Genomic DNA, 25,645 nt, shown 5'->3' on the forward strand with positions numbered 1-25,645 from the left:
TTAATGTAGAGACTTGTCTAGTGGATACATAAACTTAGCTGTGCAGCCACCACAGGCTAGGTTACACTGGCGATGTCTTCGACTGGGATGGGATCATTTATGAGTCAACGTACATTACACTCCTTATTTAAACCCACATCCGTAGCGATTATTGGCGCCTCCAATAGCGAGAAACGTGCCGGTAATGTGCTGATGAAAAACCTGCTCTCGAGCGGATTTTCAGGCCCCATCATGCCCGTGACGCCAAAATACCGCGCGGTAATGGGGGTACTTGCCTATCCCAATATTGAAGCCTTGCCGATAAAGCCCGATTTAGCGGTTATCTGTACCCGCGCCAGCCGCGTGCCCGCCATCGTCGAAACTCTGGCCCAATTCGGCTGTAAAGTGGCGATTATCATGGCCTCCGGCATGGCACAGGAAGTCAATGAAGAAGGTGTCAGCCTACTCGACTTAGCCATGCAACATGCTAAACGCTATGGCATGCGCATTCTTGGCCCCAATAGTTTGGGGATGTTGTTGCCACCGCTAGGACTCAATGCCAGTTTGGCCCATGCCAGCGCCCTGCCCGGCAAAATTGCGTTTGTGTCGCAGTCGGCGGCAATTTGTACCACAGTGCTGGATTGGGCAAACAACAAAGGCATTGGTTTTTCCTCTTTTATCTCCCTTGGGGATGCCACCGATATTAACTTCGATGAGTTACTCGATTTCCTCGGTCGCGATAGCCGTACCAGCGCCATCATGTTGTATATCGATTCGGTCAATGAAAAGCGCCATTTCCTCTCCGCCGCCCGCGCCGCTTCCCGCAATAAGCCCATCTTAGTAATTAAATCCGGCCGCAGCGCCGAAGGCGTTCGTGCCGCCAAGTTACATACGGGTGGAATTGGCGGCAACGATGCCGTGTACGAAGCCGCCTTTAGGCGCGCGGGTATGCTGCGGGTGAATGATTTGATTGAACTTTTTGCCGCGGTAGAAAGCCTCGCCCACTCAAATCCACTTCAGGGCGAACGATTAGGGATCATCAGTAATGGTGGCGGCCCCGCGGTATTAGCCGTCGATGAATTGATCCTACGCGGTGGCAAACTGGCGGAATTATCCCAAGAGACCATAGCTAAACTCGATGCCGTGCTGCCCAATACTTGGTCGAAACAAAATCCCGTCGATATTATCGGCGATGCCAACGCCAGCCGTTACGCCAGCGCACTTAATATCTTGATGGATTGTGAAGAATTAGACGCCATCTTAGTGCTGCATTCGCCGTCCGCCCTTGGCGAAAGTGTCGAGATTGCCGATGCCTTAATTAAAGTTATCCACGCGCATCCGAAGAAAAACCGCTTAAATATCCTCACCAACTGGAGCGGTGAAGACTCCGCCTATCAGGCCCGTAAACGCTTTACCAAGGGCGGTATCTCCACCTATCGCACCCCCGAAGGTGCGGTCGGTGCCTTTATGCATATGGTGGAATATCGCCGTAACCAAAAACTGCTGCAGGAAGTGCCGCAATCTATCCCCGACAATATTCCAACCGATAGCCAAACGGCGCGAAAACTGCTGCAAGCGGCGCAGGCCAAGGGCAAAGCGGTGCTCGAAACCCACGAAGCCAGCCCGATTTTGCGCGCCTATGGCCTCAATACTATCGACACTTGGTTTGTCAAAGATGCCGATGAGGCCGTCGCCATCGCCAACGAGGCGGGTTATCCCCTCGCGCTCAAGGTGCAATCACCGAATATTTTGCATAAATCCGATGTCCACGGCGTCATGCTTAACCTCACCTCGGCAGAAGATATTCGCCATGCCGCCAATGCAATTACCCAGCGGGTGCATCAGGCCAATCCCGACGCGATTATCGAGGGCATGATAGTGCAGAAGATGGCATTGACCGCCGGCGCGCAGGAAATTCGGGTCGCCGTGATTAGCGATCCCGTATTCGGTCCTGCCATCTGTTTAGGTGAAGGCGGCTCGGAGTGGGATCCGACTCAAGATGCCGCAGTCGCCTTGCCGCCACTCAATATGGCGCTGGCCCGTTACATGGTGATCCAAGCCTTAAAGACCCATAAGTTAAAAGATAGGCATTTACCGCTGGGGCTGGATATGAACGCCCTATGCGTGATGCTGACGCAAATATCCCACATCATCATCGATTGCCCAGAGATAGCATCGTTAGATCTTAACCCTGTGTTGGCGGCGGGGGAAAACATCACCCTACTCGATGTGAATATCCGTCTGCACGATGCCAATACCGATAACACCTCGCGCCTTGCCATCATGCCTTATCCCAAGGAATTAGAGGAATTTGCCGAGCTTAAGAATGGCCTTAAAGTCATGCTGCGCCCCATCCTGCCCGAGGATGAACCCAAGCATTTGGCCTTTGATAATTCCCTTTCCGATGAAGATAGATACAAACGCTACTTCGGCGTGCGCTCTAAGATGACCCACGAGGAAATGGCGGTACTGACCCAAATCGACTATGCCCGCGAAATGGCGTTTATCGCCACCGCCAAGGGGCCAGACGGTGATGACATTACCTTAGGTGCGGTCAGGGCCTCCATCGATCCCGACAATACCGAAGCCGAATTTGCCATGGCGGTGCGAGGCGATCACCAAGGTATTGGGCTAGGCAAATTGCTGCTCGAAAAATTGATTAAATACTATCAAGCCAACGACACCCCAGTGCTAACCGGCTTTACCATGTTTGAAAACCGTAATATGGCAAGCCTTGCCAAGAGCTTAGGCTTTAAGGTCACCTTCGATATGGAGGAGCATTTGATCAAAATGCATATGGATCTTAAGGCGCCCAACGCCAATAGCAGTCAATAGCGCGAAGCAGTCTGCGTTTCGCTGGACACAATAAAAAACGCCGCACTCAAAAGATGCGGCGTTTTTATTTATCATGCAGTTAGCGCTTAGCTGATGCCACTAAACCCCGATTTACTGCTCATTTTAAAGCTTTGGTTTTTTATGCACGCCTTTAAGCAGAAACACTAAGGGCACGGCGGATAACGTCACCCACATCATTAACCTAAAGTCCTGCAAATAGGCCAAGGTAGCCGCCTGACGATTCACTTCGGCATTGAGTAAGGCTATGCCCTGCGTCGTCGATAAATCAACGGCATGAACATCAACAGCATGTTGCAGCGCAAAACTAAAGGGATGAATGTAATCGGCAAACACCGCATGGTTCATCTGTGTGTGCTGGGCAAGATAGGTGATCACCACGGAGATCCCTATGCTGCTGCCGATATTTCGCATCAGACTAAAGAGCGCAGTCCCCTCATTACGGTATTTCGCCGCTAAGGTTGCAAAGGTAATTGTCGACAGTGGTACAAAGATAAACCCTAAGCCAAGGCCCTGGATAATCCCAGTGCGCACTATGTCCCAGCCGGTAATATTGGTGTTAAAACCCGTCATCTCCCATAGGGACAAAATAGTGAGCATCAAACCTAAGAAGATTTGGTAGCGCACATCCACTTTGCCGGCGAGTTTACCCACAGTCATCATGGCGATCATAGTGCCGACGCCCCTTGGCGCCAGCAAGTAACCCACATCAATCACAGGATAACCTAACAGGTTCTGCATAAACGGCGGCAGTAAGGCCATGGTCGCCAGCAGAATAATCCCAATGATAAAAATGAAGATAAGTCCCACACTGAAGTTTCGGTCCTTAAACAGCCCGGGCTCAATAAAGGGATGTTTATGGGTAAAGATATGGGCCACAAACAAATAAAACGCCATGCCAGCAATAATGGCTTCGATAACAATTTCGCGACTAGAAAACCAATCGAGGGATTCTCCCCTGTCGAGCAACATTTGCAAGGCGCCAATGGCCAGACTCAACATGGCAAAACCGAGTAAATCGAACTTACGGCTATGGTCCAGCGGCGTTTCTTTCACATAGGCGGCAAGACCAAACCAGGCCAATAATCCAAAAGGCAGGTTGATATAGAACACCCAGCGCCAGTTGTAATACTCAGTTAACCAACCACCGAGGGATGGCCCCAAAATCGGCCCGACCATCACCCCCACTCCCCAAAGGGCCATGGCCGAACCATGGCGCTCTGGCGGATAACTGTCGAGTAATACCGATTGGGATAAAGGCACTAAGCTGGCACCAAACACCCCTTGCAATAAGCGAAATAACACAATTTGCTCAAGGTTTTGCGCAGCGCCGCAGAGCATAGAGGCAATCGTAAAGCCCACCACAGCCCACATAAATACCCGTTTACGCCCAAGCCTTGCGGTTAAAAACCCCGTCAGCGGCATAAAAATCGCTGCGGCCACAATATAGGAGGTTAACACCCAAGAGATTTGATCCTGAGTCGCCCCCATGCTGCCCTGCATATGGGGCAAGGCCACGTTGGCAATCGTAGTATCCAGCGCTTGCATAATGGTCGCTAGCATCACCGAAAGCGTGATAAACCCAAGATGTTGCTCAGACTTAGGTTTGGTATCGGTGTGTAAAATGTCGCTCGAATTCACGCGCTCAGCTTGGGCATGGTCTTGCCCTGCGACTACTTGCTGACTCACAGACTAAAACCCAACAACTGGCGTTGATATTCAGTATCGATATCCACCACTGCGCTTAATCCGGCACGCAGTGGCGCCTCGGGCAACACAGTATCAATGGCAATTCGCACCGGAACGCGCTGGGCGATTTTCACCCAGTTGCCCGTGGCATTTTGCGCGGGGATTAGCGAGAACTCAGCGCCCGTTGCCGGACTTAAACTCTCGACCGTACCTTGCCAGCGATTGTCGGGAAAGGTATCGATATGGATATTGACCTTTTGTCCGGGTTTGACGTGGGTTAAATCGGTTTCGGTGAAGTTCGCCTCAATCCAAAGAGCATGATCGGCCACCAGCGCGAGGGCGATGGCGCCAACATTGACATATTGTCCCAGCTTAGGCAGTTGGCTAACGACACCTGATACTGGGGCTTTAATCTCCACGCGGCTTAAATCCAGCTTGGCTTCATTTAATTGGGCTAAAGCTTCTAAATAGCTAGGATGTTGTTCAATCGGGAAATCGGGGCTGCCGCCTAAGCTTTCGGCAATGCGGTGTAAATCTTTTTGCAGAGTCTGAATATTCTGCCGCGCAATATCGGTATTTTGTCTTGCATCCTCAAGCTGAGATTCCGACACAAAGTGTTTACCGATTAAATTCTCCTGCCGCTTTTGCTCTTTCTCGGCAAAGGTTAACTTAGTTTCAGCTAGGGTAATTTCGGCTTGCTTCTCATGGTAACTCGCCTTGAGTACCGCTAAATCGGTTTTGACCTGCGCCAGTTTGGCGCTTGCCTTATCGACCATCACCTTAAACATGGCATCGTCGAGGCGAAACAACACTTGCCCCTTCTCAACCCGTTGGTTTTCCACCACATACAAGCTATCTACATTCCCGGCCACTTGAGCACTCACGGGGACTTTATCCGCCTTCACATAGGCGTTATCGGTTTCCATGTAGCGGCCGCCATGCAGATAAACCGCACCTATGGCCAAAACAGATAACAGGGGAACCACAATCAGTAACACGCTGCGTTTTTTACGCATATTACCTTGAGGGGCTTGAGGGCTTGCGTCAGTCATTACAACAACTCCAACTTCACTCACGTCTATCACTGGGATGGATTATCAGCTTTGATTAGGCCGAAAAATTTTTATGAATTTGCGACAACAAGCGGATCACCGTTTGTGACTCGGCTTCATCGAATCCTTTAAAGGCTTGGGCGTACACTATGGTTACGGCGCGTTCAATTTCGGCCAAATGGGGCGCAGCCGCTTCAGTCAAAAATAACTGAAAAGCGCGTCTGTCCTTGGCATCGGGTCTACGTTCAACCAAGCCTGCGTCACACAGCACATCAATTAATCTCGCGGCCGTGATAGGTTTAATCTCGAGGCGATCCGCCAGTTCAATCTGTTTAAGACCTTCGTTGCGCGCGATATGCAATAAGGCTCTCGCCTGAGACAGTGTCAGTGAGCAGTCTGCCGTGGGCCTGTAGGTTTCCTGGAATACACGGCGCATCATGCGGGTAATATCACTTAAGAGTGCGCCTAGGGTATTTGATGCCATTTTAATAAGTCATCCACATAGTAAGTATTGCTTATTATATGGATGGTATGCGATGTAAAGCAATTGCCCATTTAGGCAACATAGGTAACAAAATGCAAATGCTGCGGGAGGATCCTGATAACTAATTGATAAGAGGTGAGATTAATTTTTATTCATTGATTGATACAGGGTCATTAGCGAAAGAGCCTTTGAGCAAAAGTGCCTTAGCCGAATAGTCAAAATGGCACAGACTTGCACCTCAGCTCAGAAACATTTTCCAAGCCATCTAACTAAACTATCTTGCCCAATTTGCTAGCCGCGCACGCAGTTACGGCCATCGGATTTGGCTTCATATAAGGCTTTGTCCGCTCGGCTAAATAAGGTTTCGGCATCGTCCCCTTTTTGTAACGAGGCTAGGCCGATAGACACTGTAATCGCGCCCAGTGAGAGTTTTTTATCTTTGCCTATAGCTAAACGCCGCTCTGAGATACGCTCCCTTAAGGTTTCGGCCACTTGGAGCGCATCGTGGAAATGGGTATTAGGCAACACCACCACAAACTCCTCGCCGCCATAGCGAGCGACAAAGTCATCCCCCCGCACACATTGTTTAAGGGCGAGCGCGACATAGGCTAACACTTTATCCCCCACTTGATGGCCATAGGTATCGTTAAACAATTTAAAGCGGTCAATATCGATGAGTAACAGGCTGCAACGGGTTTGTTGCTCTTCGGCGCGGTGAATATGATCTTGAATGGCAATCTCGTAGGCGCGGCGGTTATGCAGAGAGGTCAATTGATCTGTCATGGCTGCTAAACTTAGGTTCTCCATCTCGGATTTTAAGTTCTGCACCTCTTGACCCATGGCCGTTAAGCTTTGCTCCATGTTCTGGTTGTTGATTAATAGATTTTGCATTTCATCTATCACCCCACCCACTAATTGGTTCAAGGTGCAGACATCGGGGGTTGATTGCAATTGCAGTCCAAAGTCCGCCAAGGTACTTGAAAAGGCCTCCGTCCCTTGGGTTAACTGAGAAATTTTACTGATCAGCGAGTTGATCAATATTTGAGTTTCAATTTGGACATTCTCAATCACTTCTGGGGATTTTTCTTGAATAAAATTCTTGTACAGACTGGTATTCACCTCCTTAGTAAACACCACTTTGTTTGCCAGAAAGCCATCAATGGCGCGATTTAAGTCGAGGTTTGACTGGGCAAAATACTCATACCAAACCGTGTAGTTTTCGGGGGTCACGGGAATATCAAGCGCAGACATTTGTGGCACGGCTAATCGCAGGATTTGCGCCGCCGAATCGAGCTCTTTATTTGCTGCAGAAGAAGACATGAATCGCGCACCCAATGGTTGTTATGTTTTTGTATCACTTAAGTTAACTCAACTACTTCAATTTGGATACTGGGCACAATGATTATTATGATGGCGCGCAAAAAACAAAGGAGGATGTCACCATCCTCCTTCATCTATTCACAAGCCTACTGAACTTAACCGCGGCAGCGGGCAAAAATATCTAACTTAGGCTGATACACTTGGGTCTGTACGTTCATTAATCCCAACAAACTGTCGAACAGATTGTCGTGGGAGAAGCCGCCCTTCTCGGCCTCTTTAGCCAAACACGCCATATTTAAATGGTTGTCTTGGCTGAAATCCTCCGACACCCAGGCCAGCATAGGAATACTGGTTTGTTCAATCGGCGCAATGCTGTACGGCGCACCATGTAGATACATGCCTTTCTCACCCAGAGATTCGCCGTGATCCGACACATAGAACATGGCGGTATCAAACTTAGCTTGTTGCTGTTTAAGCTTATTCACCACTTCACTGATGATGTAATCGGTATACAAAATCGTGTTGTCATAGGTGTTCATCAGCTCTTCGGCGCTGCAGTTTTGAATATCACTGCGTGGGCAATCCGGCGTAAATTTACGGTGCTCTGGCGGATAACGCAGGAAGTACGTCGGCCCATGGCTGCCGATCACATGCAGGGCAATCACAGTGTCTTTCTGCTCTGCATTGGCTAAAGCTTCATCGAGTTTATTGAGCAGCACTTGGTCGAAACAATATTGGCCCGAGCAGAGTTCAGGATCGCTATTAAGGTCGATGGTGATGTTTTCAACCTGATCGCACACCCCTTTACAACCCGAGTCATTATCAAACCACTGCACTTTAATCCCGCCGTGATTCAGTACATCCATAGCCGTGTCTTGGGCATAGGCGCGGCGAGAATCGTAATCCTCACGTCCCATACGCGAGAACATGCAAGGCAGCGAGACCGCCGTTGCCGTACCGCAGGAATGGGTATCTTTAAAGGCAATCAAGCCTTGTCCTTCTGTGTGAGCATTGGTCGGTTTATCGTAACCATAGTATTGATAGTTCATCGAACGAGCAGTCTCGCCCACCACTAGCACTAACAGGTTAGGTTTGCCGTTGGCATTGGTCGTCACATTTTTCGCATCTAAGCCCAGTTGCTGATATTCCATCGGTGTTTGCAAATAATGCACGTTAATGTATTTAGACGCTGCACCAATAAAATAGGTCGGCACGATATAGCGTTTGATCTCATCATTATTGCGACCAAAGGCGGCGTAATCTTGGAAATAGAAGAAGGCGATAATCCCGAGCCCCGCGAGCATCGCCAGCATAAACAAGACTTTATGTAGCAATTCTTTAAAAAATGGCTTGTATTGGATATCGGCTTTATAAATTAAATAGGCGGGCAAAATCCCTGTGAGCAGCATGTTGAGAATGGAAGCAAAGTTCACATACATCAAGGCTTCTGCGCTGTTGGTTTGAAAGGTGTTTTCAATCATGCCGTAGTCGAACACGACATTGTATTTAAGCGCGGCAAAAAACACGCTCGAGGAGAGCAGCGTAAGAATGATGAAAAAGGGTTTTACCAGATACTTCACCGTAAACAGTGAAAACACAAAACTCAGTGCAAAGGTTAAAAACAGCGGCATAGTGGCGATAAAGATCGGATCCACATCAGGTTGTTTTTCAATGCCTTTTTTGATGACTTCAAAGAGAGGGATATTAAAAACGCAAACGTAAAATAATGCGGTGAGGAAGGTGAAGCGATTCACAGTTAGGGTTTTAAATCTCGTCAGCACTGGTAATGGTCTCTCAAATAAATAGTGGGCCGAAGCTAACTTAGTTTTCTTAAGGTAATCTTATGCCTAAAAATGAATGTCATCTTAGCAACTGACCTTGGCCTACTCAATAAAATTATTAATATTATTAACAAGTTAAAATGCGGATTAAAAAAACGGCCGAACCTGAATGAATTCGACCGTTTTTTGCTCCCCAACCTATAGGGACTTGCTCGGTGCTAATCGCGACACTTTTTGCGTGAAAAGGTCACGATTATTTTAACTGCTGTAATAAGTAGGCAAACGCCATTGAATTTAGTTCCGCAGCTTGATTATTATCTGCAGCCCCAGCATGCCCACCTTCGATATTTTCATAGTAAAGCACATCGATACCCATGTCCTTCATCTTGGCCACCATCTTACGCGCATGTCCAGGGTGAACCCTGTCATCACGGGTTGAGGTAGTGAAGAACACCTTTGGATAATGCGTATCCTTGTGCAGATTATGGTATGGCGAATAGGTTTTAATGTAAGCCCATTCCTCAGGCACATCGGGATTTCCGTATTCCCCCATCCAACTTGCGCCGGCGAGTAACTTATTGAAGCGGTACATGTCGAGTAACGGCACTTGGCAGACCACGGCATTGTAGAGATCGGGACGACGGGTAAAGGCGGCGCCCATCAGCAAACCACCATTACTGCCACCTTGAATACCTAAATGCTTGCTCGAGGTAATCTTACGGGCAATGAGATCCTCGGCGATGGCTTCAAAGTCCTCGTAAGCCTTATGACGATTTTCCTTAAGCGCCGCTTGATGCCACGCAGGCCCATACTCGCCGCCACCACGGATATTCGCCAGCACATACACGCCGCCCTGCTCTAACCAGTTTTTACCAATGGTTGCAGAATAGGCTGGGCGCAGTGACACTTCAAAACCACCATAACCATAAAGCAGTGTTGGATTACTGCCATCGAGCTTAAGATCTTTTGCCATCACCACAAAATACGGCACTTTAGTGCCATCCTTTGAGGTTGCAAAATACTGCTCGGTGGTAAATTTATCCGCCGCAAATTGCTGAGGCATACCTTTCATCTTTTGCGGTTTTAACGCCTTAGCATTGACGGTATACAGGCTCGATGGCTCAAGGAAACTTGTGTAATTGACAAAGAAATCATCACTGTCGCGCTCCATATCCATCACGGTTAACGCGCCGTTGGCCTCAAAGGGTACCGGCGTGCTTTGCCATGCGCCTTTCGCGTCTTGCTCATAGCGAACCAGTTTGCTCTTCACGTTATCGAGCCAATTAACAAAAATCGCGCTCTTACTGAACGTTAACTGGGCGATTGATGCGGTCGGCGTTGGGCTGACAAATTCAGTAAAGGCGGCTTTTTGGGCAATCAAATCCGCCACATTGGCGTACACCACTGCGCCTTGGCTGAATGTCGCCGCAGGGGTTGCTAACTCACTCTTAAGCTCAATAAACAGCTTGCCCTGGAAATAGCCTTTAATCTCGGCATCCTGTGGGAGTGGCAGCTTTATGAGTTTGCCGTCTTGGTAAACATATTGAGTAGCGGTGTAAAAGGTATGCGCCTCTGTGACTAGGCTCAGTGGGGTTTTGTCGTCAAATATCACCCAACCCGATACCGCGACCGAAGTTTTGTCGCCACTGAAAATGGTTTTCGCTTGTTCAAGCGGCGTACCACGTTGCCATAACTTTACCACGCGGGGATAACCCGAGTCCGTCATGCTTTGACCATCGCCAAAGTCGGTACCGACAAAGGCCTGATCGGTATTAATCCAACTAAGGCTAGATTTCGCTTCTTTTAAGAAGAAAGGTTTGTCTTTCGCAGGCACAAAGTCTTTGGTGGTTAAATCAAATTCACGCACTTCGACCGCATCGGCGCCGCCACGGGACAAGGACACAAAGCAGCGCTGATTCTGTGGATACTGGCAATCAATGCCTTTGAATACCCAGTTCACCGCTTCGGTTTTGCCTAAGGCATCGACATCGAGCACGGTTTCCCACTTTGGATCCGCCTTGGCGTATTCTTCCATCGTAGTGCGGCGGTAAATCCCCCGCACATGGGTATCATCCTTCCAAAAGTTATACAGCTTATCGCCAATATGGGTGGCGTAAGGAATACGCTCTTTGTCATTAAGGATAGCGAGGCTGTTGGCAACTAAGGTATCGAAGCCTTTGAAGGCTTTAATTTCAGCGGCAGAAGTGGCATTTTGGGCCTTAACCCACTCCATCGGCTTTGCGCCTTCAACCTCTTCGAGCCAAAGGTATTTGTCTTCTTCGGCGTGGAGTTGACCACTCATAGTGAGTACCCCTGCGATGCACCAAGGCAGTAATTTACGATTCATGTGATTCCTTTTTAAACAGAGCCCTTAAACATAGTCCTTGAACAGAGTCCTTGACCAGAGCCCTTAAATTGAGTCCATCTTGATTTCTGCCCTACATTACCTTAATTGACCTCCAGTTCAACCTTTAATACAACAAGAATGTAACAAAAGGTAAGATATTGTAATCACGGATGATTAATCGAGAATGAATCGAAAATATTCGAGATGCTATGCGGGCGTGTTGACGTTTCGAGATTAGATTTTGTTCGTTCTAGCAAGTACGTGCTCGCGAAACGAGGAATGATGTGTAGTCTACTCAAATGACGAGCGGCTCTTATGACAGAAAGTAAGAGCAAAGGCTTGCCAGACGAACCCTTCGGGCAGCATTTGGCTGGCGTTTCTGCTGCGTTATCGTCCGTTTATGTAGAATAACTACACGGCACGGACGTTGCCTTGCATAAAAGCCAGCCTAATTGCTGCAAAAATAACCCTGAAACGTCAACACGCCCGCCAAAAAAAGCGCCCATCGGGGCGCTTTAATCAATACTGAATCGCGAGTAAACGCTACCATTAAAACTCTTGATTCATCCGCGTCAACAGACTCAGCAGTAAACTTCGCTCCTCTGCACTCATCTTAGCGGTGAGATCGGTCGTTAATTGCAAATGCAGTGCATCATGCTCGAGGAACAGCGCCTGACCTTTCTCGGTGAGCTCAACCAGAATCGAGCGTCTATCACTCTCATGGGGACGGCGCATCACCCACTGGGACTCGACCATTTTATCGATTTGTACGGTGAGCGTACCTGTAGTCACACCGATTTTGTCGGCAAGTTCCTTCATTCGCATCGCACCGTGCACACCCAACAACTCTATCGTGTGTACCTGCGACAAGCTAAAACCCTTATCGCGCACAATAGCATGCTCCCACGATGATAATTTTTCATAAAACTCAATAATCACATGGTTCAAGGCCTGATCCGTAGAATGGGCGGACGCGGCTGATAAAGCATCATGCGGGTGTGCAACTGTCATTAGGCTTCCTTAGCCACACACTCACGTTGACGGCAAGTATGCAGCTCAATGGTAATATGGGATAACTCAGGGAACTTAGTCAGTAACTGATTAAAATAACTGGCTTCTTTCGGTGAGTGAGACACAATGGACACCATAATAGCATGGTGATCGGCACTCACGCGCCAAATATGTAAATCGGCCACTTGATGATCCGGTACCGCCTCTATGGTCTCACGCACTTTGCGCTGTAGCGAGGCTTTTACCCCACCGTCCAACAGAATTGGACTGGTCTGTTGGATAAGACCCCATGACCAGCGGCTGATAATAATCGCGCCAACAATCCCCATAATCGGATCGAGCCAAGTTAAGCCCATATATTTACCGAATAACAGCGCCGCAATCGCCAGCACTGAGGTTAACGCATCGGCTAAAACGTGGAAATAGGCGGCCCTCAGGTTGTGATCATGGCCCGAGCGCCCGTGTGAATGCCCATGGGAATGACCCTGTGCGTGGCTGTGTGAATGGTCGGCATGGTCATGGTCATGGTCATGGTCATGGTCATGGTCATGGTCATGGTCAGCAGCATGATGATCGTGCCCATGGCAGCAATGATTATCTTGATGCTCTTTATGATCATCATCGTCGTGATCATGGTCGTGTGAGTGACTGTGTGAATGTCCATGCGAGTGGCCGTGCGAATGCCCATGGTCGTGGGAATGGTGATCTTTCAACAGGAACACACTCAATACGTTCACGCTTAAGCCGATCAGGGCGACAAAAATCGCTTCATTAAAGTGAATATCCTCAGGATTAATCAAGCGCATGCCCGACTCAATCAACATCACTAAGGCCACTAAGCCTAAGGCGATGGCGCTGGTGTAACCGCCAAGCACACTCACCTTTCCAGTACCAAAGGCAAAGGCCGGATCATTGGCATGCTTACGGGCATAGGAATAGGCAAACAGGGTGATCATAAAGGCGGCGGCGTGGGTGCCCATATGCCAACCATCGGCCAGCAAGGCCATAGAGCCATAAATTGTCCCCGCCACAATCTCGGCCACCATGGTAATCAGGGTGAGATACAACACATAGCGAGTGTTTTTTTCGCCCGCCGTATTTTGGTTAGAAAATCCATGGGAGTGCTGCCACTGCGCGACAGAATGCCCAAGCCCGGTACTCTGCATCGGCTTCTCGGTTGAAGATGTTGTTTTCATTATTTTTTCCTAAGCGATTTCCCTAGCTTGCATAAATGAGTGAGCGTAAATTCATGCAGCAAGAGCAAACACGCTGTGGTGATTGATGACTTCTGTCGCCAGTTTAGTTTGAAAATCAAAATATATAAATATCAAAATAATCATTTTTCAAACTATTTGCACAACTGTTGCTAAATATCACAGGATTAAACGCAGGCAAAGCCAGCCCCGCGGGTGTTTAGCAATGACGCCATCGCTTAGGCGACCCTAAGCACGACAGCTCAGGAGATTGAAATAAAGAACGGGATAAACGCTATGGGACAAATAACACAAAGGCGCTTAAATCAATCGACTTAAGCGCCTCTGCATGGGAAGGGATTTGAATGTAATATCAGAATATGGATACAAAGAATGCACTGAAAAATAAAGCAATTACAACTGTCGTACCTAGCGCCATTTTTAGTTCGGTGTTCATATTCACTCTCCTAGTTGGTATAACCCCATTATTATCAAGGCTGAGATAAATGCCTATATTGAGATAGTTATTTTGTGAGCAAGAGCTAAATAATCGTGCACTTTTCACACCGCGCAGGCAGGCAAAGTGATACAGCTCACACTGCACCCTCTTCCCTAGCGCACGTAATTATCGAAATCAAGATTGGGCAATCCATTTATTCGATTAACATTCCGGCATGATTTTTGGCAAATTTTGATATACTGCCGACGTAATTCATTGACCGAGATAATCCTATGTCACAACTGTTACACACCATGCTTCGCGTCGGTAACTTAGAACGCAGTATCGCTTTTTACACTCAAGTGCTGGGCATGAAGCTGCTACGCACCTCCGAAAATCCAGAGTACAAATATTCCCTCGCCTTCGTGGGTTACGGTGAAGAATCAACGGGTCAGGCCGTCATCGAGTTAACCTACAACTGGGGTACGGAAAAATACGATCTCGGCACGGCCTTTGGTCATATTGCCATAGGTGATGAAGACATTTATGCCCGCTGCGAAGCCATTGCCGCTGCGGGTGGTAAAGTCACTCGCGCGCCCGGCCCTGTTGCTGGCGGCACCACTGAAATCGCGTTTGTGGAAGATCCCGACGGTTATAAGATTGAATTTATTCAAATGAAATCGGCGACCCAAGGTTTAGGTTAAGCCTTTAATCTTCCCGCCTGATATAAAAACGGCGTTTGCATGCCCTGCAAACGCCGTTTTCTTTACTCATTGATAAATGCCAACACTGCAGACTATCGCTTGCCCTCGGCGGCCATCGCGATACGGCTGCTGCGTTTCTTCTGCCAAATGGGTAAACGCCACGCGAGCAACAAACCAAAGCCGAGGATATACAGACTCGGTTCGATAATTTCGGACTTTACCGACCAATAAAAATGAATCGGCGCCAGAATCGCCACGACATACACCCCATTGTGTAGCGTTTGCCAACTGCGACCCATCTTACGCATCAAGGCTTTAAAGGACGTCAGCGCGAGCGCGGTGACTATCACATAGGCCAGTGCGCCGACTAAAATATAAGGCCGTTTCGCCACCTCGCTGAAGAATAACTCCCAGGCAAACAGCAGATCTAAACTAAAAAACGCCACAATATGCAAAGTCGCATAGGCAAACACATACAAGCCAACCAAGCGGCGCGTCTGCATTAACCAGCCTAACTTTAATCCCTTAGCAAGGGGCGAAATCAACAGCGTCGCCGCTAACGCATTCAACGCGCCAATGCCAGTAAAGTGGATAATATGCTGCACGGGATCGCCGCCAGCACGGCCCGACAGCACAGTAAAAACCAACCAAGCAATCGGGATAAGCCCAATCAAATGAAAGACTAGTTTGACCCAGAGCAGCTGTTTTGGCGTGACTCTTAACGCCGTGATGTTGAACATAAGACTCCTACTCTTTTTGCCCTTTAAAGACACTGACCTATTTGCAGCTTTTGCAACTTGTTCGCTAGACGCAATCGATTGCGCCTAGGATACGGTCGCTATAGGTTAATAAAATTGCCTTAAATCCATACCCTCATATAGAGAAGCGACAAATTCACCATAGCCATTAAAGGGCTGCGTATCGATGCGTTTTGCCGAGAATAGCCCACCCTCGCCGATGCGCCGCTCACTCGCCTGCGACCAACGGGGATGGTCCACCGCAGGATTCACATTGGCATAAAAACCATACTCATGGGGCGCGAGTTGACTCCAACTGGTGGGCGGCTGCTTGTCCATCACCCGAATGCGGACAATGGATTTAATGCTCTTAAAACCGTATTTCCAAGGCACCACTAAGCGGATCGGCGCGCCGTTTTGCGGCGGCAAGGTTTTACCGTAGAGTCCGACCGACATCAGCGTCAGCTCATTCATCGCCTCGGCAATGGTTAGACCTTCCACATAGGGATAATGAATACCGCCGCCCATTAAACGGCTCTTTTGTCCCGGCATTTGCTCGGGATCGAAGGCCGTTTCAAAGGCAACATACTTGCCTTTACTGGTCACCCCGACTTTTTTCAGTAATGCGGCGAGCGGAAAGCCCACCCAAGGGATCACCATGGACCAAGCTTCGACGCAGCGCAGGCGATAAATACGTTCTTCCAGAGGAAATAGCTTAGTGAGATCTTGATAATCGAGCGTCATCGGGCGCTCCACTTCACCTTCGATACGTAATTGCCAAGGGTCGACCTTAAACTGCTGGGCGTTATCAGACGGATCCTGTTTGCTGGTACCAAACTCATAAAAGTTATTGTGGGTGGTGACCTTATCGACAGGCGTTAGCACTTCGTCCTTGCCATAGCGCGCATTGGCCTCAAAGGTCAATGGCGTGGTGATAAAGCTGGTTTTGGGTTGTTCGCCAAACAGATCGAATAATCCCGCCTGCACATAACCCGGAATGCTAGCCCCAATCGCGCCAAGGCCCATGGCTTTCACTATATGGCGGCGCGCCTTAAACACCGATTCGGGGGTTACTTGATTATCTTGGATATGCCAGCGCGCTTTTTTCAAAATACCCGGTGTAAAACGTGATTGATTAGCCAATGGACACCTCTGCAAAAATAAATGTTATCTACCGACGCTTAACTCACCCTCAGCGCTCGCCCAAAAACCTCAGGTACATTTACCTGTGTTGATAAGCTGTAGGGATATAGACACAGATAACAGCAAAAAAATTTCATCCCTCACAGTATCTCAACTTAAGCGACTAAGTCTTGCTCATTTGAGTTATCGCCTAAACAGATTGTTTATTAAAGCACTTGAAGCCTTTTTTGGGGCATGCGACCCTAGGCGCCACAGCTAAAGGAGTGCTAGTAAGATGCCATTTTCTCAATCTTTTTCCCTCGCCCAGATCATCGGCCTACTCGCGGTGGCCTTTTTAGGACTGTTAATCGGTGCCCTACTTAATCAACGTCTCACCCGTTCTCGCTGGCAACAGTTTAAAGACGAATTAGAGCAAGAAATGCGGCAGGTAAACGAAGACGCCGAACTCTCCCTCGCCCAGCAGCAAATTTTAGTCGACGATAAAGATAGCCAACTGCGCCAGTGCCAACAGCGCTTAGAGCAAAAGATAGAACAACTGGGCAAAGCCGAAGCCATGGCCGAGCGCCTGCCGAGTTTAGAGCAACAACTTGCCGACAGCCATCGCCGCCAACTCGAGCTACAACTGGCCTTATCCAAATCCAATGCGATGCAACAAACCATCCAGGCCAAGGCCGATGCCCAGCAATCTGCGATGCAGGAAAAAATCGCCACCTTAGAAATGGCCGAAGTGCGGCTGCAAACCCAGTTTGAGAACCTTGCCAATCGAATTTTCGAAGAGCGCAGCGAAAGCTTTAAACATCAAAATGCCAACCAATTAGAAGGTGTGCTCGGGCCGTTAAAGCAGCAGTTAGAAGGGTTTAGACAGCAAATTCGCGAATCCTACAACCATGAACAGTCGGAACGCAGCGCCCTTAAACATCAATTAGAACACCTGCGCGAGCTCAACTTAAAAATGAGCCAGGATGCCATTAACCTGACCAAAGCCTTAAAAGGTGATAACAAGCAGCAAGGTAACTGGGGCGAAGTGATTTTAGACCGTGTGCTGCAAGAAAGTGGCCTGCGCGAAGGTCACGAATATCACACCCAGCAGGATCTTAAGGACGACAGCGGCAAACGCTTTAAGCCGGATGTGATCGTACATTTGCCTGAAAATAAAGATGTAGTTATCGATGCCAAAATGTCGCTCATCAGCTACGAGCGCTATTTTAATAGCGAAGATCCGCAGGTGCGTGAACAGGCCATCAATGAACATGTTTTATCGATCCGCAATCATATTAAGGGATTGAGTCAAAAGGATTATCAGCGTTTACACGGGCTAAAAAGCTTAGATTACGTGCTGATGTTTATCCCGATTGAACCCGCTTTCTTGCTGGCCCTAGAGCATGACCCAAGCCTAGTGAACTTTGCCCTTGAGCAAAATATTATGCTGGTCAGTCCAACCAACCTCTTGGTTGCCCTGCGAACAATCAATAATATCTGGCGTTACGAGTATCAAAACCAGCACGCCCAAACCATTGCCAAACAGGCGGGTCGCATCTACGACAAACTCTGTGGCTACCTCGATGATATGGAAAAACTCGGCCGTGCTCTGGATAACGCCGAAAAAACCTATCACAGTGCCATGAACAAATTGTCATCGGGCAAAGGCAATTTAGTGCGTCAAGCGCACTTAATGCAGCAACTGGGTGTTGATACCAGCAAACAACTCGATAAGATGTTACTTGAGAAGGCGCTCAATGAAGCCTTAGACGAGGGTGATGCCCAGGACAGCAGTGATGATGACACAAATCGCGATACGCTTTTGACCCATACTGAGGATGCCACCGCACTCGAACAATAACGATAACCACGCAGTTTGAAAGCCAATAACTCATAATCCTGAATCGATAGGGAAAAGTCGATTGTAACCTTGATGCCCGGAGGCAAGTTCTGCATGTGCAACCCATTGACAAAGATGGTGTTATCCAGCGCAATTATCATCGCAGGAGCATTCAATGCCTCTGCGGCTTTCGCGTTAACTTCTACCCAGAAGACCTTTCTTGAGGCAGAAAAAGCCTTAAAGAAACAAGACTATGCCACCTATAAGCCCCTGCGTGCTAAGTTAGGTGATTATCCGCTGGCGATTTATCTCGACCATGATATCGACATTGGCAAGCTTAACGATTTACGCGGCAACGACGCTAAAGCAATGATAGATAAATATCAAACCACGCCTATGTATCAGCGCCTGCGCTCAAAATATTTATTAAATGCCGGCGGCCAAAAGCGTTGGAACGACTTTTTGAGCCTCGCTCAAGATGCGCCGACCGATGTCAGGCTACAGTGCTATTTTTATGAGGCCAAACTCGCCAAGGGCGAAACCCAAACCGCCTACACGGCGGCGCAGTCACTTTGGGTCTATGGCGATTCCCGTCCCAAGGAATGCGATCCCTTATTCAATGCTTGGACCAAAGCCGGTAAGCGCACCCAAGATGTGATTTGGGCGCGGATGTTACTGAGTTTCGATGAGGGCCAAACCAGCCTGCTGAGTTACTTGTCGCAAAAAATCACCGTGCATAGCGCCGAGGCAAAACGCTTAGTGGCGGTATTTAAAGATCCCAATAGCCTGCGCCATACCGAAAAATTTAAGGATAAAAATCCTATTGTTGGCGATATCGTCGCCGCAGGTTTAAAACGCCTTGCCCGTAAGGATCTCGACCAAGCCATTAATTTATATACTCGGTATCAAAAAGCGAAACGCTTTACCCCAGCACAGGATCAACAGCTGCAAAAGTACTTGGTACGCCGCGTGTTGATTGAGCAGGATGATAATTTTAAAGACTGGGCCGATAACCTGCTGCCCGAGATGAAAAGCGATGATATGTTCGAGCGCCGCTTACGTTGGGCTATCCGCGAGCAGGACAATACCCATATCGCGCGCTACTTAGATTTATTATCGCCCGAGACCTTAGCCAAAGAACGCTGGCAATATTGGCTGTATCGCACCAACGCGAAACACGCCCCCGAAAGCGCCACCAAGGCGTTAGCGGCGGTTAGTAATGAGCGTAACTTTTACGGTTTTGCCGCGTCACAGTTATTGAATAAGCCCGTGTCCTTAAATCAAAGCCCTGAGCCTGTGGTGGACGGAACCAGCCAAAAACTCGAAGACGACTTAGGCTTTGTGCGCGTATTGGAGTTGATGGCGCTCGACCGTTACTTCGATGCCCGCTATGAATGGGTTGCCCTGCTAAAACGCAGCAATAATGAGATGCGCGCCCGCTATGGTCGTTATGCCCACGATCAAGGCTGGTATGACTTTGGCGTGGAGGCCAGTATCCAAGGCAAGCTATGGGATGATATTCCCCTGCGCTTCCCGATGGCGCATCAATCAGGCTTTGAACATGCCAGTAAAAAGCACAAGGTCAATATTGATGAAATTCGTGCCATTAGCCGCCGCGAAAGTGCGTTTTTCCTCTACGCAACCTCTGGTGTCGGTGCCCGCGGTTTAATGCAGATCATGCCTGCCACCGCCAAGGCAACCGCGAAGAAACACGGGGCTAAGTACAACGATCAGAAGGATCTCTACAGCGCCGAGCTTAACTTAAATTTAGGCAGTGCCTATTACGCGCAATTGTTGAATGATTTCAATCAAAACCGCGTATTAGCGACCGCCGCCTATAACGCTGGCCCCTCGCGGGTTCGTCGCTGGTTAGCGGAGTCGAACGGTCAACTCGATGCCATGAGTTTTATCGAGTCCATTCCCTTCACCGAAACCCGCGAATATGTGCAAGCCGTGTTAAGTTATCGGTTGATTTACGAGGCGCAAAAACAAAAGCCGCAGCCTTTATTCAACGAAGCTGAGCTTAAGTTCCATTACTAAGCCGCATGACGGAAATGGGATACTAATCGAGTAGCAATCGAATAGTAATCAAGGTGGCGTTGGCCACCTTGATTATTTTTGGCGGTATCAAAATGCCGTTTACACTCACGCTTAACCGTATGAGTATTAAATCGGCAAACGCACTCAAGCGAGGTAAACTTGTTTGCACTCTTGGCCACTAAATGCGAATAATTAGCGATTAGCCATTTACCCCCCAGTTTCGATGCTCAATCTCAGCGGTTTATCCTTAAGTTGCGAATACCAACCCTTTGTCTGTCCCAACACTCAACACATTCATGGCTATGAAGCACTCGCCCGTTTTTACCTCGAGCAGGGTCAAGCCATCGCCCCTAATCTAATCTTTGAGCAATTACACGAAGCCAGCGAACAACTGGCGGCGGTCGAGTTTCAGGCAAAAGCCTTTCAGCTCAAACACGCCCCACAGGACCTGCGTTTATTTGTGAATGTGGATCCCCACGCGGTAGATGGAGCGCATACCCCAAAGTTACTCGATCTGCTATCGCAGCATCCGCAATTGACGGTAGAAATCATCGAAAACACTTGCGTGAGTGATGCCGAGCTCGCGAATCGCTTGTTCCATCAATTTAAAGCGGCCAATATTCAAGTGGCTCTCGATGATATCGGCGCGCCCCACTCCATGCTCTCCATCGATTTAATGATGAATGTGGATTACCTAAAATTTGACCGCTACTGGCTTCAATTAATCGATGCGCCCCATGGTATCGCCCTGCTCAGCGCCCTGATTGAATTTGGCAAACGAACGGGTAAGCAGTGCATTCTCGAAGGCATAGAAACCGAGGCACAGCTCCAGCAGGCCCGCGAGCTGAATGTTGATTGGGTTCAAGGATTCCTATTCAAACCTTGGTTTATCCGCCCGGAGCAAAGCGAAAGGTTGATTTGTTAGGGAAGGATAAGGTCTCACACTGGTACGGCAGAATTCAACATATTCCTGGCCATTGATAAGTCAGAGATTCTTCAAATTTAATGTCACCTAGCGCGGATATGGATTGTCATTGTTTCCCCAGTGACACGCCGCCTATTTATTTAACAAGACGTATCCCTATAGGCTCGACGGCGGCATCCATGCCGCCAACGGTCACAGTTGCAACAATGCCAATCTTAACGACCATTGAACTGTTCATTGGCTAAAAGCTTTTGCCCCATTCCGTGTTTCGGCCGATCAACCTTCTATTTTCCTTAAGTGTTGATTGACTTACTTTTCCTAATGCTATTAATGTAGCTAAGGTATTACATCATTTTATTAGGGAAAACTCATGGCAAAATCCGTACCTACTGATCTTCAGATTCTTCTGGTCAAGCAAAACTAGACACCCAGCTTTAATCGTGCGGTAGTTAACCTTCGACTATGCTTTGGTTAAGCATTGAACAAGGAGGTTTGTATGCCGCGCCCTCGCAGAACTCAAATAAGTCTTGAAGATACTCCCTATTACCATTGCTGTAGCCGCGTGGTACGACGTGCATTTTTATGTGGCGATGATGCCTATTCGGGTAAAAACTATGACCATCGCCGCGCTTGGGTAGAATCGCTACTGTTTGAACTTGAAGCGGTTTTTGCTATTGATGTGGCAGCCTTTGCTGTGATGTCGAATCATATGCATGTGGTGCTGCGAGTCGATATCGAGACTGCCAATCGTTGGACTGACCGCGAAGTGCTTGAGCAATGGCATAAGTTGTTTAAAGGCGATGAGTTAACGCACAAATTCGCTAAAGGTGAGTTAGTTGAAGCGCATGAGGTGAACAGATTAAAGCATTCAATCGCCCTTTATCGCAGTCGTTTGTGTGATATCTCATGGTTTATGCGCTGCCTCAACGAACCGATTGCAAGACAAGCAAATCAAGAGGATAACTGTACAGGTCGTTTCTGGGAGGGGCGATTCAAATCGCAAGCCCTACTCGATGAAACTGCGGTATTAGCCTGTATGACTTACGTTGATTTAAATCCGATTAGAGCCCAACTCGCTGATACACCAGAACAATCCGACCATACCAGTATTCAACTACGCATTCGGGCGGCATTAAAAGGTGAGCAGCCAAGCAATCTTCTACCTTTTATCGGTAACGAGTGCAACGACCAATCCAATGGCATTGCGCTTTCATTAACTGATTACCTTCAGTTAGTGGATGATACTGGTCGAATTATTCGCAATGATAAACGGGGTGCAATCAGTGAAAATAACAGCAAGATACTGAACAGATTAAATATCCCCCATGACAATTGGCTCAAGCTGACTACAGATTTTGGCAAGCTATTTCATGGCCCAGTAGGTACATTGCAAGAGCTGACAGATTACTGCGAACACTTAGAAAAGCGACGACGACACTTTGCCGCAAGCTGTCAGCACTTTAACAACAATTGACAACGACTGACATCACTTTAAAGGCCCCATCCAGAACACATCCCAAGCACTAAGGGATGACTTACCTCGTCTGAAATGTTCAATTTTTTAAGGAATTAGCGCAATTTATTGCCTCAGATGCTGTCCCTGCGACTTTGATGGTTCTTGTGTAAACAATATTAACTTTTACAAGTTGTAGGTAAACGGAAAGTGCATTATGTTGTTGATCTAAAATGGGTGGCTGAATTTATCACTGGACTGTTTTGTTGTAGCTGAAGGTCGTTATGGCTCTGTAACCCATGAGGATAGAGCGGAAATAGAAACGTGGTTTATGAATAAGCCTGAATGTAAAAATATTAAATTAAGCTCATTAGTAGACGTGAATTCCGTAATATAACAAATTCCTCAAGAGAGACTGTCACCGCAGTACGTTTGCTGTTCCAATGAGCCGCAGTGGTTTCGGCTGTTGTGTTTGAGTTTAGTGGTATGCGTTGCCAGTCTCTTAGGCGGGCGTTATGAACCTTTGTGTGGATTGTCGTATGGGCAAGCAACAAGTTTTTTACAAGTATAAATCTCTTGATAACTTTGAATTTTTACTCGACTTGATTCTAAAGGAAAGATTATATGCGGCTCTTCATCACGAGTTAAATGATCCAATGGAGGGTGTTGTTAAGATTAACGGAACAATCCCAAAGGATAAAGAACAAGAGTGGGATGAGCTGATTAAAACTTTCCGTCTAGTCTGCTTTAGTCGGGATAAAGATCATCCTTTGATGTGGTCTCACTATGCCGATGGTGCTAGAGGGTGTGTTATTGAGTTTCAGTTAATGGATGACCAGCAAGTACATAATGTCACATACCTCAAAAAGCCAATGTTAACTGAGCGTCATATGACTAGAGGAAAAGCTGAAGAAATTCTCGTATATAAAGAGAAGCATTGGAAGTATGAGTCAGAGAGCCGCTGTCTACTTGGGGAAAATAACACGTTTTTGCCTATTTATATCAAGTCAGTGACATTTGGAAGCAGAGCTGAAAAATCTAAGGTAGATATGTTATTACACATTTTATCGCTATGTAAGCCTAATTTGAAAGTCAGCGTTATGAGTGAGCAAGATCTAGTGGATGGTATAAAAGTTACAATTGGAAAGAAACGAATCTTCGTTGGCGACAGAGAAAGAACTCCAGATTACTGTCCTCAATGTGCCGAAGTTAAAATGACTCAAGATGACTATGTTTTAAGACATCGAGGGTGGAAAGACGCTTAACAAACGCATCAGGTCACTCGTAAGTTTAGTGGGACACATACACTGCTGCAGTGTAAATTCGATCCGATTATAGCCGCTGTATTTGAGCCCTTTATGCGGGCGTTCACCCATAGAAATTTTTATCCGATACTGACGAGTTAAAACTAATGCGGTAACTCGAAAATATCCCCAAGCGTGCTGCGTAAAGCTTTTAAATCTACAGGTTAAGCTAATGCTAAAAAGGTGAGCCGTGGCGATTAGCGAGACGACCGTCCGCCCCACGGACGGGGCGGTCGAGCATCCACGGATGGACTCGCTGCGCGTCGTTGAGCAAATGCCATTGCTCACCTATATATCTATGCTTCAAAGCTCCAAGCAGTAAGATCCTACATAAGGTTACTTAGCAACGACTCACTAAGCCGATTGATTTCACAGTAAAAGCGACTGGCTAAGCGCGCCATATTCCGCCATAGTGGTAGAGCGAATGACCTCATCCATGCACAAGGAGTCTCCCGTGGCACATTCTGGTTTAAGCCAACTATTACAACAACTTGAACAAGTATTATTAGGCAAGCCACGGCAAATTCGCTTAGCCCTCGCCTGTATTCTCGCCCGTGGGCACCTATTAATTGAAGATTTGCCCGGCATGGGCAAAACCAGCCTGTCCCATGCCCTCGCCCAAAGCCTCGGCCTGAGCTATCAACGTATTCAATTTACCAGTGATATGCTGCCCGCCGATATTCTCGGGGTATCGATTTTTGATAAACACCAAGCGCAATTTGTGTTTCATCCCGGCCCTATTTTTAAACAGATGGTGCTGGCCGATGAGATTAACCGCGCCAGCCCTAAGACTCAGAGCGCCCTGCTCGAGGCAATGGCCGAGCAGCAAATTTCTGTCGATGGCGTCACCCACAGATTACCCAATCCGTTTTTTGTGATTGCCACACAAAACCCCACGGAGCAATCGGGCACCTTTCCGCTGCCCGAATCCCAACTCGACCGATTTATGATGCGGATTTCCATCGGTTATCCCAGCCATGATGCGGAGCTGGCGATGCTGAAAAGCGATCAAACGCCGCAAACCCTCGATAATTTACCCCAATGTTTAACCCCGCTGGCGTTAACCCAGTTGCAGGAGCAATGCGACAAAGTCGCGGCGTCCGATGCACTGCTCAATTATGTCTTGGCCTTAGTGCATGATTCCCGCAATCAAACCGATGCCGTAGGCCTATCGCCCCGCGCCACCAAAGCCCTATTGCAGGCCGCTAAAGCATGGGCATTTTTAGAGGGCAGACACTATTTAGTCCCCGAAGATGTGCAAGCGGTGTTTTGTAGCGTGGCCGAACATCGACTGCGCACCAGCAGCCAATTGCAGGGGGAAGCGCTATCGGAGCGGATCCTCGCCAGCGTCAATCCCATCATGTAATGCCCT

General features: G+C 48.0%; 20 protein-coding genes. 9 read left to right on the forward strand and 11 right to left on the reverse strand.

From position 1 onward, the window contains the following. Positions 1-99: 99 nt before the first annotated feature. On the forward strand, positions 100-2,814 hold the full coding sequence (locus tag L2713_RS14335; protein ID WP_089067717.1) for an acetate--CoA ligase family protein: 2,715 nt from the start codon (positions 100-102) through the stop codon (positions 2,812-2,814). A gap of 123 nt (positions 2,815-2,937) precedes the next feature. Here the strand turns inward: L2713_RS14335 and L2713_RS14340 are convergent, their stop codons facing one another. The 8 genes from L2713_RS14340 to L2713_RS14375 form a co-directional block, all read right to left on the reverse strand. Further along, on the reverse strand, positions 2,938-4,521 hold the full coding sequence (locus tag L2713_RS14340) for a DHA2 family efflux MFS transporter permease subunit (RefSeq protein WP_248968343.1): 1,584 nt from the start codon (positions 4,519-4,521) through the stop codon (positions 2,938-2,940). Beyond that, complete coding sequence (locus L2713_RS14345) at positions 4,518-5,573, reverse strand: HlyD family secretion protein (protein ID WP_248968344.1); 1,056 nt, start codon at positions 5,571-5,573, stop codon at positions 4,518-4,520. The genes L2713_RS14340 and L2713_RS14345 overlap by 4 nt, the downstream gene beginning before the upstream one ends. Before the next feature lie 55 nt (positions 5,574-5,628). Then, positions 5,629-6,057: a MarR family winged helix-turn-helix transcriptional regulator gene (locus tag L2713_RS14350; RefSeq protein WP_248968345.1), complete on the reverse strand. Its 429-nt coding sequence runs from the start codon at positions 6,055-6,057 to the stop codon at positions 5,629-5,631. Between the two features lie 291 nt (positions 6,058-6,348). Next, positions 6,349-7,377 (reverse strand): GGDEF domain-containing protein, encoded by a 1,029-nt coding sequence (locus L2713_RS14355; protein WP_109286116.1) that lies wholly within the window; start codon positions 7,375-7,377, stop codon positions 6,349-6,351. A 155-nt stretch (positions 7,378-7,532) separates the two neighbouring features. After that, positions 7,533-9,158, reverse strand: a complete 1,626-nt coding sequence (locus L2713_RS14360) for a phosphoethanolamine transferase (RefSeq protein ID WP_248968346.1) — start codon at positions 9,156-9,158, stop codon at positions 7,533-7,535. A 253-nt stretch (positions 9,159-9,411) separates the two neighbouring features. Continuing rightward, positions 9,412-11,505: a prolyl oligopeptidase family serine peptidase gene (locus L2713_RS14365; protein ID WP_011622867.1), complete on the reverse strand. Its 2,094-nt coding sequence runs from the start codon at positions 11,503-11,505 to the stop codon at positions 9,412-9,414. Positions 11,506-12,054: 549 nt separating this feature from the next. Beyond that, positions 12,055-12,516: a MarR family winged helix-turn-helix transcriptional regulator gene (locus L2713_RS14370; protein ID WP_011622868.1), complete on the reverse strand. Its 462-nt coding sequence runs from the start codon at positions 12,514-12,516 to the stop codon at positions 12,055-12,057. After that, positions 12,516-13,712 (reverse strand): cation diffusion facilitator family transporter, encoded by a 1,197-nt coding sequence (locus L2713_RS14375; protein WP_248968347.1) that lies wholly within the window; start codon positions 13,710-13,712, stop codon positions 12,516-12,518. The genes L2713_RS14370 and L2713_RS14375 overlap by 1 nt, the downstream gene beginning before the upstream one ends. A 729-nt stretch (positions 13,713-14,441) precedes the next feature. Between L2713_RS14375 and gloA the strand changes: the two genes are divergently transcribed. After that, on the forward strand, positions 14,442-14,852 hold the full coding sequence (gene gloA / locus L2713_RS14380) for a lactoylglutathione lyase (protein ID WP_011626085.1): 411 nt from the start codon (positions 14,442-14,444) through the stop codon (positions 14,850-14,852). Between the two features lie 92 nt (positions 14,853-14,944). On the opposite strand, the gene msrQ is transcribed toward gloA, so the two are convergent. Both msrQ and msrP read right to left on the reverse strand, forming a co-directional pair. Beyond that, complete coding sequence (gene msrQ / locus L2713_RS14385; protein WP_248968348.1) at positions 14,945-15,592, reverse strand: protein-methionine-sulfoxide reductase heme-binding subunit MsrQ; 648 nt, start codon at positions 15,590-15,592, stop codon at positions 14,945-14,947. Positions 15,593-15,697: 105 nt separating this feature from the next. Continuing rightward, complete coding sequence (msrP, locus tag L2713_RS14390; protein WP_248968349.1) at positions 15,698-16,732, reverse strand: protein-methionine-sulfoxide reductase catalytic subunit MsrP; 1,035 nt, start codon at positions 16,730-16,732, stop codon at positions 15,698-15,700. A gap of 274 nt (positions 16,733-17,006) precedes the next feature. On the opposite strand from msrP, the gene rmuC reads away from it, so the two are divergent. The 6 genes from rmuC to L2713_RS14420 all read left to right on the forward strand — a co-directional run bounded on the left by rmuC (position 17,007) and on the right by L2713_RS14420 (position 24,234). Continuing rightward, positions 17,007-18,572, forward strand: a complete 1,566-nt coding sequence (gene rmuC, locus L2713_RS14395) for a DNA recombination protein RmuC (protein WP_248968350.1) — start codon at positions 17,007-17,009, stop codon at positions 18,570-18,572. A 93-nt stretch (positions 18,573-18,665) separates the two neighbouring features. Next, on the forward strand, positions 18,666-20,591 hold the full coding sequence (locus tag L2713_RS14400) for a transglycosylase SLT domain-containing protein (protein ID WP_248968351.1): 1,926 nt from the start codon (positions 18,666-18,668) through the stop codon (positions 20,589-20,591). Positions 20,592-20,814: 223 nt separating this feature from the next. Next, on the forward strand, positions 20,815-21,516 hold the full coding sequence (locus L2713_RS14405; protein ID WP_248968352.1) for an EAL domain-containing protein: 702 nt from the start codon (positions 20,815-20,817) through the stop codon (positions 21,514-21,516). 496 nt (positions 21,517-22,012) lie between these two features. Then, a complete protein-coding gene (locus L2713_RS14410) occupies positions 22,013-22,990 on the forward strand; it encodes a transposase (RefSeq protein ID WP_248968353.1) in 978 nt (325 codons plus the stop codon). Between the two features lie 232 nt (positions 22,991-23,222). Next, positions 23,223-23,366, forward strand: coding sequence for a 50S ribosome-binding protein YggL (locus L2713_RS14415; RefSeq protein WP_248968404.1), 144 nt, complete (start codon positions 23,223-23,225; stop codon positions 23,364-23,366). A 142-nt stretch (positions 23,367-23,508) separates the two neighbouring features. Continuing rightward, on the forward strand, positions 23,509-24,234 hold the full coding sequence (locus L2713_RS14420) for a DUF2971 domain-containing protein (protein WP_248968354.1): 726 nt from the start codon (positions 23,509-23,511) through the stop codon (positions 24,232-24,234). A 214-nt stretch (positions 24,235-24,448) separates the two neighbouring features. Here L2713_RS14420 and L2713_RS20540 read toward each other — a convergent pair whose 3' ends face one another. Continuing rightward, positions 24,449-24,580 (reverse strand): hypothetical protein, encoded by a 132-nt coding sequence (locus tag L2713_RS20540; RefSeq protein WP_283105302.1) that lies wholly within the window; start codon positions 24,578-24,580, stop codon positions 24,449-24,451. A gap of 147 nt (positions 24,581-24,727) precedes the next feature. Between L2713_RS20540 and L2713_RS14425 the strand changes: the two genes are divergently transcribed. Then, positions 24,728-25,639: an AAA family ATPase gene (locus L2713_RS14425; RefSeq protein ID WP_011626077.1), complete on the forward strand. Its 912-nt coding sequence runs from the start codon at positions 24,728-24,730 to the stop codon at positions 25,637-25,639. Positions 25,640-25,645: the final 6 nt, after the last annotated feature.

The sequence above is a fragment of the Shewanella seohaensis genome (assembly GCF_023283775.1).
Taxonomy (GTDB): Bacteria; Pseudomonadota; Gammaproteobacteria; order Enterobacterales; family Shewanellaceae; genus Shewanella; species Shewanella seohaensis.

Bases quoted from the DNA above. Each gene is read 5' to 3' on its own strand.
- L2713_RS14335 (WP_089067717.1), top strand. From the start codon at position 100: ATGAGTCAACGTACATTACACTCCTTATTTAAACCCACATCCGTAGCG.
- L2713_RS14345 (WP_248968344.1), bottom strand. From the start codon at position 5,573: ATGACTGACGCAAGCCCTCAAGCCCCTCAAGGTAATATGCGTAAAAAA.
- L2713_RS14350 (WP_248968345.1), bottom strand. From the start codon at position 6,057: ATGGCATCAAATACCCTAGGCGCACTCTTAAGTGATATTACCCGCATG.
- L2713_RS14355 (WP_109286116.1), bottom strand. From the start codon at position 7,377: ATGTCTTCTTCTGCAGCAAATAAAGAGCTCGATTCGGCGGCGCAAATC.
- L2713_RS14365 (WP_011622867.1), bottom strand. From the start codon at position 11,505: ATGAATCGTAAATTACTGCCTTGGTGCATCGCAGGGGTACTCACTATG.
- L2713_RS14370 (WP_011622868.1), bottom strand. From the start codon at position 12,516: ATGACAGTTGCACACCCGCATGATGCTTTATCAGCCGCGTCCGCCCAT.
- L2713_RS14375 (WP_248968347.1), bottom strand. From the start codon at position 13,712: ATGAAAACAACATCTTCAACCGAGAAGCCGATGCAGAGTACCGGGCTT.
- gloA (WP_011626085.1), top strand. From the start codon at position 14,442: ATGTCACAACTGTTACACACCATGCTTCGCGTCGGTAACTTAGAACGC.
- msrQ (WP_248968348.1), bottom strand. From the start codon at position 15,592: ATGTTCAACATCACGGCGTTAAGAGTCACGCCAAAACAGCTGCTCTGG.
- rmuC (WP_248968350.1), top strand. From the start codon at position 17,007: ATGCCATTTTCTCAATCTTTTTCCCTCGCCCAGATCATCGGCCTACTC.
- L2713_RS14400 (WP_248968351.1), top strand. From the start codon at position 18,666: ATGTGCAACCCATTGACAAAGATGGTGTTATCCAGCGCAATTATCATC.
- L2713_RS14405 (WP_248968352.1), top strand. From the start codon at position 20,815: ATGCTCAATCTCAGCGGTTTATCCTTAAGTTGCGAATACCAACCCTTT.
- L2713_RS14410 (WP_248968353.1), top strand. From the start codon at position 22,013: ATGCCGCGCCCTCGCAGAACTCAAATAAGTCTTGAAGATACTCCCTAT.
- L2713_RS14420 (WP_248968354.1), top strand. From the start codon at position 23,509: ATGGGCAAGCAACAAGTTTTTTACAAGTATAAATCTCTTGATAACTTT.